The sequence below is a fragment of the Kitasatospora sp. NPDC030952 genome (assembly GCF_055571335.1).
In genome coordinates this window covers 1-15,925 of sequence record NZ_JBVIFM010000022.1, presented here as the reverse complement: position 1 = coordinate 15,925, position 15,925 = coordinate 1, and the positions used below count along the sequence as shown (strand labels likewise).

The 15,925-nt window shown below is 73.4% G+C and carries 14 protein-coding genes; 5 read left to right on the top strand and 9 right to left on the bottom strand.

What is annotated here, in order from left to right; all coding sequences use genetic code 11:
- Window positions 1–48: 48 nt before the first annotated feature.
- The 4 genes from ACZ47G_RS30515 to ACZ47G_RS30500 are packed head-to-tail and all read right to left on the bottom strand — an operon-like array spanning window position 49 to window position 4,191.
- Entirely contained in the window at window positions 49–1,290 is a 1,242-nt protein-coding gene (locus ACZ47G_RS30515; RefSeq protein ID WP_465748171.1) for a ketosynthase chain-length factor, read from the bottom strand.
- A 5-nt stretch (window positions 1,291–1,295) separates the two neighbouring features.
- Entirely contained in the window at window positions 1,296–2,552 is a 1,257-nt protein-coding gene (locus ACZ47G_RS30510) for a beta-ketoacyl-[acyl-carrier-protein] synthase family protein (protein ID WP_465748169.1), read from the bottom strand.
- Window positions 2,549–2,992 carry a cupin domain-containing protein gene (locus ACZ47G_RS30505; RefSeq protein ID WP_465748167.1) on the bottom strand — a complete coding sequence of 148 codons (444 nt, stop codon included), beginning with the start codon at window positions 2,990–2,992 and terminating at the stop codon, window positions 2,549–2,551. The genes ACZ47G_RS30510 and ACZ47G_RS30505 overlap by 4 nt, the downstream gene beginning before the upstream one ends.
- A gap of 32 nt (window positions 2,993–3,024) precedes the next feature.
- Window positions 3,025–4,191 (bottom strand): SchA/CurD-like domain-containing protein, encoded by a 1,167-nt coding sequence (locus tag ACZ47G_RS30500; RefSeq protein WP_465748165.1) that lies wholly within the window; start codon window positions 4,189–4,191, stop codon window positions 3,025–3,027.
- 303 nt (window positions 4,192–4,494) lie between these two features.
- Between ACZ47G_RS30500 and ACZ47G_RS30495 the strand changes: the two genes are divergently transcribed.
- Complete coding sequence (locus ACZ47G_RS30495) at window positions 4,495–6,120, top strand: FAD-dependent oxidoreductase (RefSeq protein WP_465748163.1); 1,626 nt, start codon at window positions 4,495–4,497, stop codon at window positions 6,118–6,120.
- Window positions 6,121–6,181: 61 nt separating this feature from the next.
- Here the strand turns inward: ACZ47G_RS30495 and ACZ47G_RS30490 are convergent, their stop codons facing one another.
- A complete protein-coding gene (locus tag ACZ47G_RS30490) occupies window positions 6,182–7,840 on the bottom strand; it encodes an APC family permease (protein WP_465748161.1) in 1,659 nt (552 codons plus the stop codon).
- 455 nt (window positions 7,841–8,295) lie between these two features.
- Here ACZ47G_RS30490 and ACZ47G_RS30485 point away from each other — a divergent pair, with 455 nt between their 5' ends.
- Both ACZ47G_RS30485 and ACZ47G_RS30480 read left to right on the top strand, forming a co-directional pair.
- On the top strand, window positions 8,296–9,165 hold the full coding sequence (locus ACZ47G_RS30485) for a DMT family transporter (RefSeq protein ID WP_465748159.1): 870 nt from the start codon (window positions 8,296–8,298) through the stop codon (window positions 9,163–9,165).
- Between the two features lie 79 nt (window positions 9,166–9,244).
- On the top strand, window positions 9,245–9,493 hold the full coding sequence (locus ACZ47G_RS30480) for a hypothetical protein (protein ID WP_465748157.1): 249 nt from the start codon (window positions 9,245–9,247) through the stop codon (window positions 9,491–9,493).
- A gap of 10 nt (window positions 9,494–9,503) precedes the next feature.
- Here the strand turns inward: ACZ47G_RS30480 and ACZ47G_RS30475 are convergent, their stop codons facing one another.
- Together ACZ47G_RS30475 and ACZ47G_RS30470 are read right to left on the bottom strand one after the other, a co-directional pair.
- Window positions 9,504–9,833, bottom strand: a complete 330-nt coding sequence (locus ACZ47G_RS30475; RefSeq protein WP_465748155.1) for a hypothetical protein — start codon at window positions 9,831–9,833, stop codon at window positions 9,504–9,506.
- Window positions 9,830–10,156: an SAV_915 family protein gene (locus ACZ47G_RS30470; RefSeq protein ID WP_465748154.1), complete on the bottom strand. Its 327-nt coding sequence runs from the start codon at window positions 10,154–10,156 to the stop codon at window positions 9,830–9,832. Before ACZ47G_RS30470 ends, ACZ47G_RS30475 begins: the two co-directional genes overlap by 4 nt.
- Before the next feature lie 412 nt (window positions 10,157–10,568).
- On the opposite strand from ACZ47G_RS30470, the gene ACZ47G_RS30465 reads away from it, so the two are divergent.
- Window positions 10,569–12,788 (top strand): NADP-dependent isocitrate dehydrogenase, encoded by a 2,220-nt coding sequence (locus ACZ47G_RS30465; RefSeq protein ID WP_465748153.1) that lies wholly within the window; start codon window positions 10,569–10,571, stop codon window positions 12,786–12,788.
- A gap of 75 nt (window positions 12,789–12,863) precedes the next feature.
- Here ACZ47G_RS30465 and ACZ47G_RS30460 read toward each other — a convergent pair whose 3' ends face one another.
- Both ACZ47G_RS30460 and ACZ47G_RS30455 read right to left on the bottom strand, forming a co-directional pair.
- Window positions 12,864–13,502 carry a YdcF family protein gene (locus ACZ47G_RS30460; RefSeq protein ID WP_465748151.1) on the bottom strand — a complete coding sequence of 213 codons (639 nt, stop codon included), beginning with the start codon at window positions 13,500–13,502 and terminating at the stop codon, window positions 12,864–12,866.
- A gap of 98 nt (window positions 13,503–13,600) precedes the next feature.
- Complete coding sequence (locus ACZ47G_RS30455) at window positions 13,601–14,605, bottom strand: cytochrome c oxidase assembly protein (RefSeq protein ID WP_465748397.1); 1,005 nt, start codon at window positions 14,603–14,605, stop codon at window positions 13,601–13,603.
- 201 nt (window positions 14,606–14,806) lie between these two features.
- Here ACZ47G_RS30455 and ACZ47G_RS30450 point away from each other — a divergent pair, with 201 nt between their 5' ends.
- Window positions 14,807–15,772 (top strand): NAD-dependent epimerase/dehydratase family protein, encoded by a 966-nt coding sequence (locus ACZ47G_RS30450; RefSeq protein ID WP_465748149.1) that lies wholly within the window; start codon window positions 14,807–14,809, stop codon window positions 15,770–15,772.
- The last annotated feature ends 153 nt before the right edge of the window (window positions 15,773–15,925 follow it).

Below are 15,925 nucleotides of genomic sequence, written 5' to 3'. Positions count from 1 at the left end.
TCCCTTCGAAGTGCGGTGGCGAAGTGCGGTGGATCGGGGGTTCAGGGGTCAGGACGGACCGCCGCGGCGGAGCACCAGCGCGGAGTTGGAGCCCATCAGCCCGCGGCTGAGCACCAGCGCGGTGCGCAGTTCGGCCGGGCGGGCGCGGCCGGTCACCAGGGCGAGGTCGTGGCAGACCTCGGTGACATTGGGGGTGGGCGGCAGCACGCCGTCCTCCATGGCCAGTACGGCGGCCGTCACGTCCAGCATCGGGGCGCCGCAATAGGCCCTGCCCGTACCGGACTTGGGGGCGGTGACCGGGACCCTCTCGGCAGCCGGACCGAGCGTGTCGGCCAGTGCCAGGGCCTCGGCCCGGTCGGCGGCGGGGACGCCGAGCGCGTCCGCGAAGACCACGTCGATCTCCTCGGGCGCGATCCGGGCCTCGTCCAGCGCGATCCGGATCGCGGCGGCCAGCCCCTCCCGGGACTCCTCCCAGCGGGAGGCCCCGGTGAAGGTGGCGCCGTGCCCGGCCAGGTACGCCCGGACGGCGGCGCCGCGCCGCCGGGCCGCCTGCTCGTCCTCCAGCAGCAGCATCGCGCCGCCCTCGGCGGGGGCGAAACCGCAGGCCCGGGCGGTGAACGGCAGGTAGGCCGCGTCGGGCCGGTCGGCCAGGCTCAGCTCGGGGTAGCCGAGCTGGCAGACCATGGAGTACGGCGCCAGCGGGGCCTCGGCGGCGCCGACCACCACGGCGTCGGTGCCGCGCTCGACCGAGCGGGCGGCGTGCGCGAGGGCGTCCAGGCCGCCGGCCTCGTCGCTGGCGACCACCCCGCACGGGCCCTTGTAGCCGCCGCGGATCGAGATCTGGCCGGTGCTGGCCGCGTAGAACCAGGCGATGGACTGGTACGGTCCGACGAACCTCGGTCCCTGGCCCCAGAGTTGCTGGAGTTCGCGCTGGCCGAACTCGCCGCCGCCGGAGCCGGCCGCGGTCACCACGCCGACCGCGAAGGGGTGTTCGGGGTCTGGCCGGAACCCGGCGTCGGTCACCGCCAGGTCGGCGGCAGCCATCGCGTAGTGCGTGAAGCGGTCGGTCTGCACGAGGTAACGGCTGTCGATCACCGACTGCGGCTCGAACTCCCGCACCTCGCCCGCGACTTTGAGCGGCAGGTCGGTGCAGCCCTCGCGGGATATCCGGTCGAGGACGCTCACGCCCTGCCTGGTGGCCTTCCAGAAGGCGTCGGCACCGACACCGTTCGGCGCCACCACGCCGAGGCCGGTGACCACCGCCCGGCGGCCCTGCTGACGTGACGTCATGGATCTCACCCCGTTCTGTTGAGCACGACGGCGGACTGGAATCCGCCGAATCCGCTGCCGACCGAGAGGATGTGGCTCAGCGGCAGCTCACGCGCGGTGCGCGGCACGTAGTCGAGGTCGCACTCCGGGTCGGGAGTCTCGTAGTTGGCGGTCGGCGGCACCACGCCGTGGGCCAGTGCGAGGGTGCAGGCGACCACCTCGATCGCGCCGATCGCGCCGAGCGAGTGCCCGACCATCGACTTGATCGAGCTCATCGGCGTCCTGAAGGCGTGGTCGCCCAGCGAGCGCTTGACCGCGGCGGTCTCGTGCCGGTCGTTCTGCTTGGTGCCCGAGCCGTGCGCGTTGACGTAGTCGACGTCGGTGCGGTCGACCTTGGCGTGGTCGAGCGCGTGGTCGATCGCCCGGGACATCTCCAGCCCCTCCTTGGTGAGGCCGGTCATGTGGTAGGCGTTGCCGAAGGTGGCGAAGCCGCCGATCTCGCCGTAGATCCGGGCACCCCGGCGGCGGGCGTGCTCCAGCTCCTCCAGCACCAGGACGGCGCCGCCCTCGCCGAGGACGAAGCCGTCCCGGTGGGCGTCGAAGGGGCGGGAGGCGTGCTCCGGATCGTCGTTGCGCTCGCTGGTGGCCTTGATGGCGTCGAAGCAGGCGACGGTGATCGGCGAGATCGGGGAGTCGGAGGCGCCGGCGACGCAGATGTCGGCGCGCCCCTCCTCGACGGCCTGGAAGCCGTAGCCGATCGCGTCCAGTCCGGAGGTGCAGCCGGTGGAGACGGTCTGCACCGGGCCGTGGGCGCCGACCCGTTCGGCCACCGCGGAGGCCAGCGTGCTGGGGGCGAAGGCCCGGTGCAGCTGGGGCTCGGCGTGCCGGTGGTCCACGTCCCAGCGCGCGCCGGTGGAGCTGACCAGGGCGTAGTCGTGCTCCAGCCGGGTGGTGCCGCCGACGGCGGTGCCGAGCGAGACGGCGATCCGCCACGGGTCCTCGGCGGCCAGGTCCAGGCCGGCGTCGGCGACCGCCTCGGCGGCCGCGACCATCGCGAACTGCACGTAGCGGTCGGCCCGTCGGACGTCCTCCGGGGTCAGTCCGTGGGCCGCCGGGTCGAAGTCGCACTCGGCCGCGATCCGGGAGCGGAACCCGGCCGGGTCGAAGAGCGTGATGCCCCGGGTGGCGGTGCGGCCGGACGTCAGGAGCTCCCAGAACGCCGGGATGCCGATCCCTCCGGGCGCTACCACACCGATCCCCGTGACGGCGACCCGCCGCGTCACGAGACCACCTTGGCGCGTTCCGGCGGGCCGGAGGCGGCGCTCTCCCCGGTGCCGGCGGACTCCTCGGTGCTCACGTGGCCGAGGTCGGGGCGCGGGGCGAGCGGGCCGCAGTGGAAGACCATCCGGGCCTCGGTGTCGCCGACGTTGCGGAAGCGGTGGCGCATGTTGATCGGGATCATCAGCCCCTGGTCGGGCTTGAGTGGCCGGGTCTTCCCGTCCAGGTCCACCTCGAGGTCGCCGGAGACGACGAACACGAACTCCTCGGAGTACGGGTGGTAGTGCTCGTTGATCCGCTCACCGGGCTTGATGATGGCCAGGCCCATGAAGCCGCTGGTCGCCCCGCAGCTGGGCGGGGTGAGCATGGTGCGCAGCTCGGCGCCGTGGCGGCGGTTCTCCGGGGCCTCGTCGAGGTTGATGATCCGCGGGTACTGCGTGGTCATGATGGCTTTCCTCCGGGAGGGTTGGCCGGCTGTCAGGCGTTCTGGGAGCTGCGGTCGGTGACCGGGCTCATGGCACGGGCGGCGAGGAACGCGCTCAGGCCCGCGACGGTGCGCAGGTCGCCGGCCGCTCCGAGGTCGAGCAGCCGGGCGAGTTCGGCCGCCTCCTGGTCGCCGGCCACGCCGAGCGCGGCGGCCGGTTCGGCCTCGGCCGGCACCCGCAGGTCGACCAGGCGCACCACGGTGTCCTCGCGCTGGAAGACGGTGGCCGCCGCGACCGGGCCGGTCGGGTCGGCGGTGGCGAGGTTGTCGTGGTCGAAGAGCAGCTCGGCGACGGCCTGGCCGCGGCCCGGGCGGACGGGGTAGAGCACGGCGTGCCGGTGCAGCCGCCCGGAGGCGGGGGAGCTGGCGATCGCCTGGTGCCGGGCGGGCAGCGCCGCCTTGGCGAAGAAGGCGCGGGCGGACTGCGGATCGCCCAGCTGGCGGGCCTCCTCCAGGTACGGGTTGAGCTCCTCCTCGACCGCCCGCACCTCGGGCTGCATCGCCACGTGGCGCAGCGCGTCGCCGAGGTTGCCGACCACCTCGACGGCCCGCACCACCCGGTTGCCGTGCATGAACAGCGAGGTGCGGCGCAGCCGGGTGTGCTCGTCCACCTCGGCCCGGGGCGAGGTGTAGCCGGACAGGATGCGGGCCACCTCGGCCTCGCTGCCGGGCTTGACCGTGAAGGTCAGCGCGTGGCGCACCACGCCGTCCGGGCCCGGGTCGGCCCGCGGCGGGCCGACGTGCCCGGCGGGCTCGCTGCGCGGCAGGCCGGGCGGGACCTCCATCGGGGCCCGGGTGCCGGTGGAGCCGGCCGCCGAGGTCTCGCGCAGGACGGCGTAGCGCAGCGAACGGAAGTTGTCGCTGACGCAGCCGTGCATCGGCTTGACCATCTCGCGGTGGGCGGGGCTGTCCACCCACTGCAGGAAGGTCTCCTGGTCCTCCCACTCGCTGGTGATCAGCCACTGGCGGGGGTCGTTGATGGACTGGCACAGCTGGTCGCTGACATGGCCGGGGACCGAGGCGACCTGGTGGCGCAGCTGCTCGTAGACGTCGAGGAAACGCTGCTGGGCGCCGTCCTGGATCTCCAGCATCAGCACCACCCTCAGCCGGGTGTCGGAGTCTTCGTGCTGCTTCGGCTGCGGTTCGGACAGAGTTGTCATGATCCACTTTCTGCTCTTGGCCGCACGCGGCGGGCCGTGACGGCCGCGTCCGGCGAGTGCTCCCGGCCGGTGGGAGGGAGGTGCGGTGGCGGTCGGCCCGGGCAGGCGGCGCCAGGCCTGAGGTCGATCGTGAGCGGCCGACCGGGCGCGGCGCGAGATTTGCGGGCCATCCGGGCGAAGCGGCGGCACAGCCCCCCTCGGGCGGGGGATGGAAGAGCGGGGCCCCCGGCTGAGCGGGCCCGTCGAGGGCGGTGCCGAGCCAGTCGCCGGGCCGCGCAATCCCCGTACAGGGTGGAGCAATTGATGAATCCGAAGGTTGACGAGCGGGTGCCGGTCCTGATCGTGGGCGGCTCCCTGGTCGGGTTGTCGGCGGCGCTGTTCCTCGGGCGGCTGGGTGTCCGGCACCTGCTGGTCGAGAAGCACGCCGACACCTCGCATCACCCGCGCGGGCGCGGCAACAACGTCCGCACGATGGAGCTGTACCGGGTGGCCGGGATCGAGCCGGCGGTCCGTGAGGCGGCCTCGGTGCTGGCCCCGAACCACGGCATCCTCCAGGCGCCCTCGCTGACCGGCGAGGAACAGGAGTGGCTGTTCCGGGAGATCGACCCGGGCGGCCGGCTGGCCCGGTTCAGCCCCAGCGCCTGGTGCCTGTGCAGCCAGAACGACCTGGAGCCGGTGCTGCTGCGCGCGGCCCGCGAACTCGGCGGCGACCTGCGGTTCAGCACCGAACTGGTCTCCTTCGAGCAGGACGCCGACGGTGTCACCTCCCTGCTGCGCAGCCGGGAGACCGGCGAGGAGCGGGTGGTGCGCTCGGAGTACCTGATCGCCGCGGACGGTCCGCGCAGCCCGGTCCGGACCCGGCTCGGCATCGGCCAGACCGGCAAGGGCGAGCTGTTCCACAACGTCAGCATCACCTTCCGCAGCAAGCGGCTGGCCGAGGTGGTGGGCGACCGGCACTTCATCGCCTGCTACCTGACCGACCCGGAGGCGGACGGCGCGCTGCTGCCGGTGGACAACCAGTCCGAGTGGGTCTTCCACGCGCCCTGGCACCCCGAGCACGGCGAGCCGCTGGAGGCGTTCACCGACGAGCGCTGCGAGCGGCACATCCGCACCGCCGTCGGCCTGCCCGAACTGGACGTCGAGGTGACCGGCAAGGCGCCCTGGCACGCCGCCGAACGGGTCGCCGAGCGGTACGGCGCCGGGCGGGTCTTCCTCGCCGGGGACTCCGCCCACGAGATGTCCCCGACCGGCGCGTTCGGCTCCAACACCGGCATCCAGGACGCCCACAACCTGGCCTGGAAGCTGGCCGCCGTGCTCTGCGGCTGGGCCGGCCCCGGCCTGCTGGAGACGTACGGGCAGGAGCGCCGCCCGGTCGCCGAGGTCACCGGCGAGCGGGCCTCGGCCCGCTCCGCCGAGCACAGTCACCCCGGCTACGCGGTGGTCCCGGGCGTCGGTCGGCAGGCCGGGGTGCTCGCGGTGGCGCTCGGCTACCGCTACCCGCGGGGCGCGGTGCTCGGCACGGACCGGCACGGACCGGTCGTCCCGGAGGCGTTCGAGTCGGCCGGCGAGCCGGGCAGCCGGGCGCCGCACCAGTGGCTGCTGTGCGCGGGGGTGCGGCTGTCCACGCTGGACCTCTACGAGCAGGCGATGGTGCTGCTCACCGACCCGGAGGGCACGGCCTGGCAGCAGGGCGCCCGGCGGGCGGCCGACCGGCTGGCCGTGCCGCTGGACGCCTACCGGATCGGCGACGGCGCCGAGGACGACCTGGCCCCGGAGCCGGGCACGGACTTCGCCGCCCTGCACGGCATCGGCCCGGGCGGCGCGCTGCTGGTGCGCCCGGACGGCTTCGTCGCCTGGCGCTCGCCGGGCCCGGTGGCCGACCCGGAGGCCGAGGTCGAGGCCGCGCTGCGGGCGGTGCTGGACCTGTAGCGGAACGCGGCAGGGCCCGCCGGACGGGTGTCCGGCGGGCCCTGCCGCGTGTTCGGAGGGATCAGTGGCCGCCCGCGTCGACCACCTCGACGTCGGCGACCTCCCGCTCGATCTCCTCGGCGGGCAGGGCGACCCGGATCGCCCAGAAGTAGATGACCAGCGAGAACACCGAGACGAGCGCCATGTCGTACCACATCGGGATCCGGCCGGTGCCGTCACCGAAGCCGCCCTGCCAGGAGATCAGGCCCAGGCCCAGCAGGTAGACCGGCAGCCACTGGGCGGCCTTCCAGTTCAGCCGCGGCGCGTTCGGCAGGCCCTTCTTGATCGCGTACGCCGCGTAGCTGCCGAGCAGGGCGTAGCCGAGCACGATGGCGATGCCCAGACGGGACAGGGTCTGCCAGCCGGCCCAGTAGATGATCAGGCTGGAGACCACGAAGGCGGCCGGGGAGACCACGCCGCCCAGCGGCAGCCGGTAGGAGCGTTCCCGGTCGGGCAGCCGGCGGCGCAGGGCGCCGAAGGCCAGCGGGGCGCCGGCGTACATCAGCACGCTGGCGGAGGTGATGAAGCCGACCAGTTCCTGCCAGCTGGGGAAGGGCAGGAAGCAGATCACGCCGGTCACGAAGGAGATGATCAGGCCGAACCACGGCACGCCGTTCTTGTCCAGCTGCTCGAACTTCTGCGGGGCGTAGCCGTTGCGGCTCAGGCCGTAGGAGATCCGCGAGGTGGAGGTGGTGTAGATCAGGCCGGTGCCGCCGGGGGAGATCACCGCGTCGACCTTCAGCACGTACGACAGCCAGCCGAGGCCGACCAGGGTGGCCAGACCGGCGAAGGGGCCGTCGATGCCGGGGAAGTCGAGCTTCGCCCAGCCGTTGGCGAAGGCGCTGACCGGCAGCGCGCCGATGAAGACGACCTGCAGCAGGGTGTAGATCAGGGTGCCGATGGCGACCGAGCCGAGCACCGCGCGGGGGATGTCGCGCTTGGGGTTGCGGCTCTCGCCGGCGATCTGGATGGCCTGCTCGAAGCCCAGCAGCGCGAAGATGATGCCGCTGGTGCTGATCGCGGCCAGCACGCCCTTGGCGCCGAACGGGGCGAAGCCGTGCGAGGTGAAGTTGGAGCCGTGGAAACTGGTGATCGCCAGCAGGAAGATCGTGAGCAGAGGAACGAAGATCTTCAGCCAGGTGGCGATGCTGTTGGTCCGGGCGAGGATCTTCACGCCGAGGAAATTGACCGCGACGAATACCGCCATCAGCACGGTCGCGACGACGAACCCACTGGTGGTCAGGGTCTTGTCGGCGTTCAGCAGTCCGCCGGCCCAGGGCGAGTCCTTGGCATAATTGATCATGGCCTCGACCTCGATCGGTGCCACGGTGGCCGCCTGGAGCCAGGAGAACCAGCCGAAGGACATGCCGGCCAGGCCGCCGAAGGCGTAGTGCGGGTAGCGCGCGGTGCCGCCCGAGACCGGGAAGAGCCCGCCGAGCTCGGCGTGCACGAGCGCGAGCAGCACGATCGCGACGGCGCCGATGCCCCAGGAGATGACGGCCGCCGGTCCGGCGGCGGTGACGGCGCTCTTCGCGCCGAAGAGCCAGCCGGAGCCGATGATCGAGCCGACCGAGGCCCACATGAGGCCGACGAGTCCGACGTGGCGCTTGAGCGACCGGTGGGCGGTCCCGGTGGTGCCGGAGCTCTGGCCGGGCGGCGAGATCTGGTTGAGGGAAGCCATGGAGGATCTCTCTGTGTGTGGGGGCTCCGGGGTGGGCGGAGCGCGGAGAGTTGCCACACAGTAGGGCTATTCATAGACCTCTGCACAGATTTCATTGCTGAATGTTTACTTTCTTTGCCAGATATCCGTGCAGGTAGGGGGCCTTCTGTTCATGGGCGTGTTACGTGACTCGTCGGTAGGTTCACCATTTGAGCGTGAATTGAGCTTCGCTATCCGGTCAGGCATTATGGATCGCCCACGTGTTGATAGGGATGACGTATCCCGCATAGCCATGCCGTGGGCCGCCCGTCGTAGGCTGGTCCCGTGCGTTTCGTGATCCTCCCGCCGCCGGTCCGCTAGCGGGCGGCCTCCTCACCTGACCCGGCCGAGCGGGAGAGCCCGTCGGCGCCGGGGCGATGACTGCCGCCCGCGTACCCCGCGGACCAGAACCGGCGAACATCGTGGAGCACCGACGCATGACCTCCTGCACCGCCGTGCCCTTCCGGCACGGCCTGTTGTCCATTTCCGCCGCCGCCGTCGCCTGGGGGGTGGGCGGAGCCGTGGCCGCGCTCCTGATGCGCACCAGCGGGCTCGGCCCGGTGGCCGTCTCCTGCTGGCGCTTCGGCGTCGCGGCGCTCTGCGTGGCGCTGCTGCCCTCGGGCCGGGAGCGCGGCACCCGGCGCGGCGCCGCCGTGCTCACCGGCCTCGGGCTGGCCGTCAGCCAGTGCGCCTACTTCGGCTCCGTGCACTACGCGGGCCTGGGGCTGGGCACCCTGATCACCATCGGCGCCGGGCCGGTGCTCACCAGCCTCGGCGGGCACCTGCTGCTCGGCGAGCGCCTCACCCGGCGGGCGGTGGCCGCCGTGTCGCTCGCCCTCGGCGGGCTGGCCCTGCTGGTGGCGGCGCCGGCCGCCGGGCCGCGCCCGGCGCTGGGCGTCGCCCTGGCGCTGCTCGCGGGGACCGGCCAGAGCGCGCTGACCCTGTGGGCCCGGGGCGGCGGCTCGGCCCGGGCCGGCACCGGCGCCTTCGCGACCGGGCTGCTCTGCCTGTTGCCCCTCGCGGTGCTGCAGGGCGTGCTGCCGAGCACCGGGCGGCCGGTGCTGACCGGGGGAGCGCTGCTCTTCCTCGGGACGGTGCCGACCCTGCTCGCCTACCGGTGGTACTTCAGCGGGCTGACCGCCGTGCCGGGCACCACCGCCTCGGTGCTGGTGCTGCTGGAGCCGGCCACGGCGGCGGTGATCGGCGTGCTGTTCCTCGGCGAGCCGTTCACGGCCGGGCTGGTGGCCGGTTCGGTGCTGCTGCTGGCCGCGATCGCCGCCCTGGCCCGGTCGTCGTACCGGTCGTAGCCCGCGGGGTGCGGCGGGTTGCACCCGGGCGGGCGAGCTGTGGTCGCCGGGTGCACGCCGCCGTGCTGTCGTGGGCCGCATGAAGAGCTCACGCGCGGCCCGGGTGGCCGTCACGACCGCGATCGCCGTCCTCCTCGTCGCCGGTGCCGCGGCCCCCGCCCCGGCGGCGGGGGCCGTGCGGCGCGACGTCACCGCCGCGACCTGCCGGGCCGCGGGCGGGCACGTCGAGGGCAGCGGCTACTGCGTGGACGCCGGTGGTGAGGACGCCTGGGGCGCGGAGATCGACGGCCAGGCGGTCAATCCGAACCCGCGCCCCGGGTTCGAGTGATCCACCCGGCTCACGGCACCGGCCGGAGCGTCACCGGCGCCGGGGTCAGCGTCCGCAGCACCAGGTCGATCCGGACCTTGGCCGCGCCGGCCCGCTGGATGGCGGCGGCCACCGCCCGTAGCTCCTCCGGGCCGGTGCAGGCGAGGCGCAGCTCCAGATCGGCGTCCCCGGCGAGCGTCAGGCCGCTCTGCACGGCCGGGAACTCCGCGGCCAGCCGGTCGAAGTCGAGCGGGACCGGCCCGTGGCTGATCCGGGCGATCGCGTGCAGTGCCCGGGCCTGCTCGGTACGTCCCGGAGCGGGGCCGAACCCGCCCGGGACGAGCTGTAGCGGGGCCGTCACCGGTGCTGGAGGTGGGCGGTCGGGGTCGGGGTCGGGGCCGCGCCCGGGGCGGCGCCGGGCGTGACGGCGGTGGCGACCGGCGGGGCGACCAGGCCCGGGTCGAGCACCAGGGTGTCGACGCCGAGCGGGCGGGTGAGGGTGCGCAGGGCGGCCTCGCCGAGTTCGGTGTAGGCCTGCTCGGGCCCCAGCAGGGCGGCGAGCGCCTCGGGGCTGGAGAATCCGACCGCGCAGCGGCTGCCGTTGCGCATGCGGAAGAGGCGGAGGGCGGCGGTGCTTCCGGTGCCGGTGGTGGTGACCGGAACGTGCCAGACGACGCAGGCCATGCGGATGCTCCCGAGTGGGGTGGTGGTGGCTGCCGGAACTGCTTGCCTCGACGCTAGGTCCGGTCCCGCGGGACGTCGCCGGTCCTGACGCAGCGTTGACCGAATGAGGTGGTGCGTTGACGCACTCCTGACACCCGGCTCACCCGATTGGACTGCACCAGTCCCGCGCCGGCCCGAATTCGGCCGGAACGGGGCCGTACATCCGCCCCAACCCCGCCCGTCCCGTACGGCCCGGGAGCGCTCCGCTTGCCATCCGGCGCGCTCCGGACCACGGTGGATCCGGCCGCCGGTGCCCGCCGCGCGGGCCCCCGGATCCGACCGGCGCACGCTCCGGGGCGGGGGGAGGTGGAGCGAGGGGCCCGGGACGAGATATCTTGACGTCAAGACGTTGGAGACGTGAAGCGGAGTACCGATGACTGACTCGACCATCATCTATACGCACACCGACGAGGCTCCGGCCCTGGCGACCTACTCGTTCCTGCCGGTGGTCCAGGCGTACGCCTCGACGGCGGGTGTGCGGGTGGAGACCCGTGACATCTCCCTGGCCGGGCGGATCATCGCCAGCTTCCCGGAGCGTCTGACCGAGGCCCAGCGCATCGGTGACGCCCTGGCCGAGCTCGGCGAGCTCGCCAAGACCCCGAGCGCCAACATCATCAAGCTGCCGAACATCTCGGCCTCGGTGCCGCAGCTGAAGGCCGCCATCGCCGAGCTGCAGGCCCAGGGCTACGCCCTGCCGGACTACCCGGACGACCCGCAGAGCGACGAGGACAAGGACGTCCGCGTCCGCTACGACAAGGTCAAGGGCAGCGCCGTCAACCCGGTCCTGCGCGAGGGCAACTCGGACCGCCGCGCCCCGCAGTCGGTCAAGAACTACGCCAAGACCCACCCGCACCGCATGGGTGCCTGGAGCGCCGACTCCAAGACCAACGTCGCCACCATGGGCGAGAACGACTTCCGCTCCACCGAGAAGTCCGCCGTGATCGCCGCCGACGGCGCCCTGCGCATCGAGCTGCTCGGCCAGGACGGCACCACCACCGTCCTGCGCGAGAAGGTCCCGGTGCTGGCCGGCGAGGTCGTCGACGCCTCGGTGATGCGCGCCGCCGCCCTGAACGACTTCCTGGCCGCCCAGGTCGCCCGGGCCAAGGCCGAGGGCGTGCTGTTCTCGGTGCACCTCAAGGCCACCATGATGAAGGTCTCCGACCCGATCATCTTCGGCCACGTGGTCCGCGCCTTCTTCCCGAAGACCTTCGCGGCGTACGGCCAGGCGCTGGCCGCCGCCGGTCTGAACCCGAACAACGGCCTCGGCGGCATCCTGGCCGGCCTGGACGCGCTGGAGAACGGCGCCGAGATCAAGGCCTCCTTCGAGGCCGAGCTGGCCGAGGGCCCCGCCCTGGCCATGGTCGACTCGGACAAGGGCATCACCAACCTGCACGTGCCGAGCGACGTCATCGTCGACGCCTCGATGCCGGCCATGATCCGCACCTCCGGCCACATGTGGGGCCCGGACGGCCAGGAGGCCGACACCCTCGCCGTGCTGCCGGACAGCAGCTACTCCGGCGTGTACCAGGCCGTCCTCGACGACTGCCGCGCCCACGGCGCCCTGGACCCGGCCACCATCGGCTCCGTCCCGAACGTCGGTCTGATGGCCCAGAAGGCCGAGGAGTACGGCTCCCACGACAAGACCTTCGAGATCGACGCCGCCGGCACCGTCCGCCTGGTCGACGCCGAGGGCAACGTGGTGCTGGAGCAGGCCGTCCAGCCCGGCGACATCTTCCGCGCCTGCCAGACCAAGGACCTGCCGATCCAGGACTGGGTCAAGCTGGCCGTCACCCGCGCCCGCGCCACCGGCGACCCGGCCGTGTTCTGGCTGGACGCCGAGCGCGCCCACGACGCCGTGCTGATCGAGAAGGTCAAGGCCTACCTCCCGCAGCACGACACCACCGGTCTGCAGATCGAGATCATGTCCCCGGTCGAGGCCACCACGTTCTCGCTGGAGCGCATCCGCCGCGGCGAGAACACCATCTCGGTCACCGGCAACGTGCTGCGCGACTACCTGACCGACCTGTTCCCGATCCTGGAGCTGGGCACCAGCGCCAAGATGCTGTCGGTCGTCCCGCTGATGGCGGGCGGCGGCCTGTTCGAGACCGGCGCCGGCGGCTCCGCCCCGAAGCACGTCCAGCAGCTGGTCAAGGAGAACTACCTGCGCTGGGACAGCCTGGGCGAGTTCTTCGCGCTGGCCGCCAGCTTCGAGCACCTGGCCTCCACCACGGACAACGCCCGCGCCCAGGTGCTGGCCGACACCCTGGACCGCGCCACCGGCACCTTCCTCAACGAGGACAAGTCGCCGAGCCGCCGCCTCGGCGGCATCGACAACCGCGGCAGCCACTTCTACCTGGCCATGTACTGGGCCCAGGAGCTGGCCAAGCAGACCGCCGACGCCGAGCTGGCCCAGGCCTTCGACGGCCTGGCCAAGGCGCTGACCGAGCAGGAGAAGGCCATCGTGGACGAGCTGATCGCCGTCCAGGGCTCGGCCGTCGACCTCGGTGGCTACTACCAGCCGGACCCGGCCAAGGCCGCGGCCGTGATGCGCCCGTCGAAGACCTTCAACGAGGCCATCGCCAACCTCGGCTGACGCCGATCGGTTCGATGCACCGGGAGGCCCCCGGGTCCGCTCGCCGCGGACCCGGGGGCCTCTCCGCGTGCGCCGTCAGGCCAGTCCGAGCAGCACGCCGGTGCCGGTGAGCAGCAGCAGGGCGGCGCCGTTGGCGCGCGGCAGCGCGAGCGCCGTGCCGACCGCCTCGCGCAGCAGCTGGTACGGGCCGTGGGCGAGCGGTCCGTCCGCGCCGAGCAGCCGGGCCGGGGCGCCGGCCCGGCGGGCGGCGAGGGCGGAGCGGACGGTGTGGAAGCCGCTGGTGACCACGGTGCAGCGGTAGCCGGGGTGCTCCGCGGCCATCAGGGCGGCGCTGAACCGCAGGTTCTCCGCGGTGTTCACGGCCCGCTCCTCGCGCCGGATCCGCTCGGCCGGGACGCCGCGGGCGAGCAGGTAGCGGGCCATCGCGCCGGCCTCGGTGCACTCCTCGTGCGGGCCCTTGCCGCCGGTCACCAGCAGCAGCGGCGCGTGCCCGGCGGCCTCCTCGGCGGCGAAACGTTCCAGCGCGGCGTCCAGCCGGGCCCTGAGGGTGGGAGCGGGCTCGCAGCCGTCCAGCGCGGCGCCCAGCACCACCAGGTAGTCGGCCCCGGCGGGCACCGGCCGACGGCGCTGGAACAGCGCCCAGCCGAGGAAGCCGAGCAGCCAGAGCAGGGCGTACCCGCCGAGCAGCACGGCGGGGAGGAACAGGGCGTGCATACCCCTCGAACGCCCCCGGCCGGACCACCGTTCCGGAACATGACGGAGCCCACGTCCGCCGGGGAGGACGTGGGCTCCGGGGTGCCGCGGGGCCGGGCTCAGCCGGCGTCGGCCACCGGGGCGGCGGGGGCGGCGGCGGGTGCTGCGGCGGCCGGGCGAGGGCCCTTCTTGTGCAGCGAGGCCAGGTAGGCGTTGTACGCCTCCAGCTCGGCGTCGCCGCTGCGCTCCTCGGCGCGGTCCCGGCGGCGGGCCTGCCGCTGCTCGGAGCCCATCCACTGGTAGACCAGCGCGATCAGCACGATCGCGGTCGGGATCTCGCCGAACGCCCAGGTGATGCCGCCGGCCAGCTTCTGGTCCTCCAGCAGGTCCGTCCCGGGCGGCGAGCCCTGGACGGTGAAGGTGGTCACCAGCGGGTGGCCGGCCATCATCACCGCCACGCCGAAGAAGGCGTGGAAGGGCATTCCCATGAACAGCTCGATGATCCGCATCACATGGCCGGGGCGGTGCGGGCCCGGGTCCACGCCCATGATCGGCCAGAAGAAGGTCAGACCGGTCATGAGGAAGTGGACCATCATGAAGATGTGCCCGAGGCGGTACTGCATCAGGAAGTCGAACGCCGGGGTGAAGTAGACCCCGTACAGGCTCGCGATGAACATCGGGATGGTGAACGCCGGGTGCGAGATCACCCGCACGAACCGGCTGTGCAGCAGCGCCACCAGCAGCTCGCGCGGACCGCGCGGCCGGCCCTTGCCCGCCGGGCGCAGGGCGCGCAGCGCCAGCGTGATCGGGGCGCCGAGCAGCAGCAGGATCGGCGTCAGCATGGACAGCACCATGTGCTGGATCATGTGCGCGCTGAACAGCACCATGCCGTAGTCGTTCAGCCCGCTGCAGGTGACCAGCAGCAGGCTGGCGACGCCCGCGACCCAGCCGACGACCCGGCCGATCGGCCAGCGGTCCCCGCGCCGGTACAGCCGGACCACGCCGACCAGGTACAGCGCCAGCGCGACCAGGCCGCCGAGCAGGAACACCCAGTCCGGGGACCAGGTCCACACGTTGGAGAGGCTGAACGGCCCCAGCGGGGCCATCCCGCCGTGGTGGTGCATTCCTGACATTCCGTCGCCCATCGGCGGGTCCCGCTTTCCGTCCTCGTGGTCCCTGGTGGGGGTCCGGTTCGCCCGTTTTGCTTGGCATACAGCCTAGGTGGGCCTTACCCCGGCCGTAGCGGCGCCCCCTCCGTACGGGTGGCTCCGGGTGGGCGGCACGCTGACTAGACTGACCGGCCGGTCGGCAGGGAGGAACCAGCCATGGCAGCGCCACAGCGGCCCGGGGCACGGACCGCGGTCGCGCTCACCGGGGCGACCGGCTTCATCGGCTCCGCCGTACGGGCGGACCTCGCGGCCCGCGGCGTCCCGGTGCGGGCGCTGGTGCGCGGGGAGCCCGTCGCGGACGGGCACACCGGCTGGGTGCCCGGCGACCTCGCCGACCGGGCCGCGCTGGACCGGCTGTGCGCGGGCGCCGGGGTGCTGCTGCACCTCGCCTCCCGGGTCGGCGGCGGCGCCGAGGAGTGCGCGGCCGTCAACGACCGGGGTACGGCGGCGGTGATGGCGGCGGCCACCCGGGCCGGGATCGGGCGGATCGTCCACCTGTCGACCACGGCGGTGTACGGCGAGGGCCCGCACCCGGGCATCGGCGTCGACGAGGTGCCCGCCGCACCGCTGTCCGAGGCCAGCCGGACCCGGCTGCTGGGCGAGGGCCACGCCCTGGCGGCCGGTGCCGTGGTGCTGCGCTCCGCGCTGGTCACCGGGACCGGCGACCGCTGGGTGGTGCCCGCCCTGGTCGAGCTGGCCCGCAGGGTCCCGGGCCGGTGGGCGGGCGGCGACTCCCGGCTCTCCCTGGTGGACCGCACCGACCTGGCCCGGCTGATCACCGCGCTGGCGCTGGACGCCCCGCCCCCGGCGCCGGGCATCCACCACGCCGCCCACCCGGCGCCGGTCCGCACCGCCGAACTGCTGGCCGCCCTCGCCGGGCTCGGCCTGCTGCCCGCCCCGGACGGCCCGGCGCTGCCCTGGGCGGAGTGCCGCCGGCTGCTCGCCGCCACGCCGGGCCGGGTCTCCGAGCGGCAGTTCGTCATGATCGCCCGCGACCACTGGTACCGCAGCGACGACGTCTGGCGCCTGGCCGCCTGCCCGCCCGGTCCGGGGCCGCTGGCCCGCCTGGCCGGGGCGGCGGACTGGTACCGGACGGAGCTGGGCCTGGGCCTAGACGAGTAGTTCCGAAGTCGGCTGGGTTTGCCGATTCTGCTCCGGGCATGAAGGGAGGGTGTCCAGCATTCGGGTTGTGACGACCGAAGAGCTGGACACCCTCCTGACGGCACTCTATGTGCAGATCGATGATCACCTGCCCCGAACGCGATGGTTGGGGCG

What these genes read in the sequence shown, in the direction of transcription:
- ACZ47G_RS30485 (WP_465748159.1), top strand. Translation starts at nt 8,296, where the DNA reads ATGACCTCCTGCACCGCCGTGCCCTTCCGGCACGGCCTGTTGTCCATT.
- ACZ47G_RS30495 (WP_465748163.1), top strand. Translation starts at nt 4,495, where the DNA reads ATGAATCCGAAGGTTGACGAGCGGGTGCCGGTCCTGATCGTGGGCGGC.
- ACZ47G_RS30450 (WP_465748149.1), top strand. Translation starts at nt 14,807, where the DNA reads ATGGCAGCGCCACAGCGGCCCGGGGCACGGACCGCGGTCGCGCTCACC.
- ACZ47G_RS30470 (WP_465748154.1), bottom strand. Translation starts at nt 10,156, where the DNA reads ATGGCCTGCGTCGTCTGGCACGTTCCGGTCACCACCACCGGCACCGGA.
- ACZ47G_RS30465 (WP_465748153.1), top strand. Translation starts at nt 10,569, where the DNA reads ATGACTGACTCGACCATCATCTATACGCACACCGACGAGGCTCCGGCC.
- ACZ47G_RS30515 (WP_465748171.1), bottom strand. Translation starts at nt 1,290, where the DNA reads ATGACGTCACGTCAGCAGGGCCGCCGGGCGGTGGTCACCGGCCTCGGC.
- ACZ47G_RS30490 (WP_465748161.1), bottom strand. Translation starts at nt 7,840, where the DNA reads ATGGCTTCCCTCAACCAGATCTCGCCGCCCGGCCAGAGCTCCGGCACC.
- ACZ47G_RS30505 (WP_465748167.1), bottom strand. Translation starts at nt 2,992, where the DNA reads ATGACCACGCAGTACCCGCGGATCATCAACCTCGACGAGGCCCCGGAG.
- ACZ47G_RS30460 (WP_465748151.1), bottom strand. Translation starts at nt 13,502, where the DNA reads ATGCACGCCCTGTTCCTCCCCGCCGTGCTGCTCGGCGGGTACGCCCTG.
- ACZ47G_RS30480 (WP_465748157.1), top strand. Translation starts at nt 9,245, where the DNA reads ATGAAGAGCTCACGCGCGGCCCGGGTGGCCGTCACGACCGCGATCGCC.
- ACZ47G_RS30500 (WP_465748165.1), bottom strand. Translation starts at nt 4,191, where the DNA reads ATGACAACTCTGTCCGAACCGCAGCCGAAGCAGCACGAAGACTCCGAC.
- ACZ47G_RS30455 (WP_465748397.1), bottom strand. Translation starts at nt 14,605, where the DNA reads ATGCACCACCACGGCGGGATGGCCCCGCTGGGGCCGTTCAGCCTCTCC.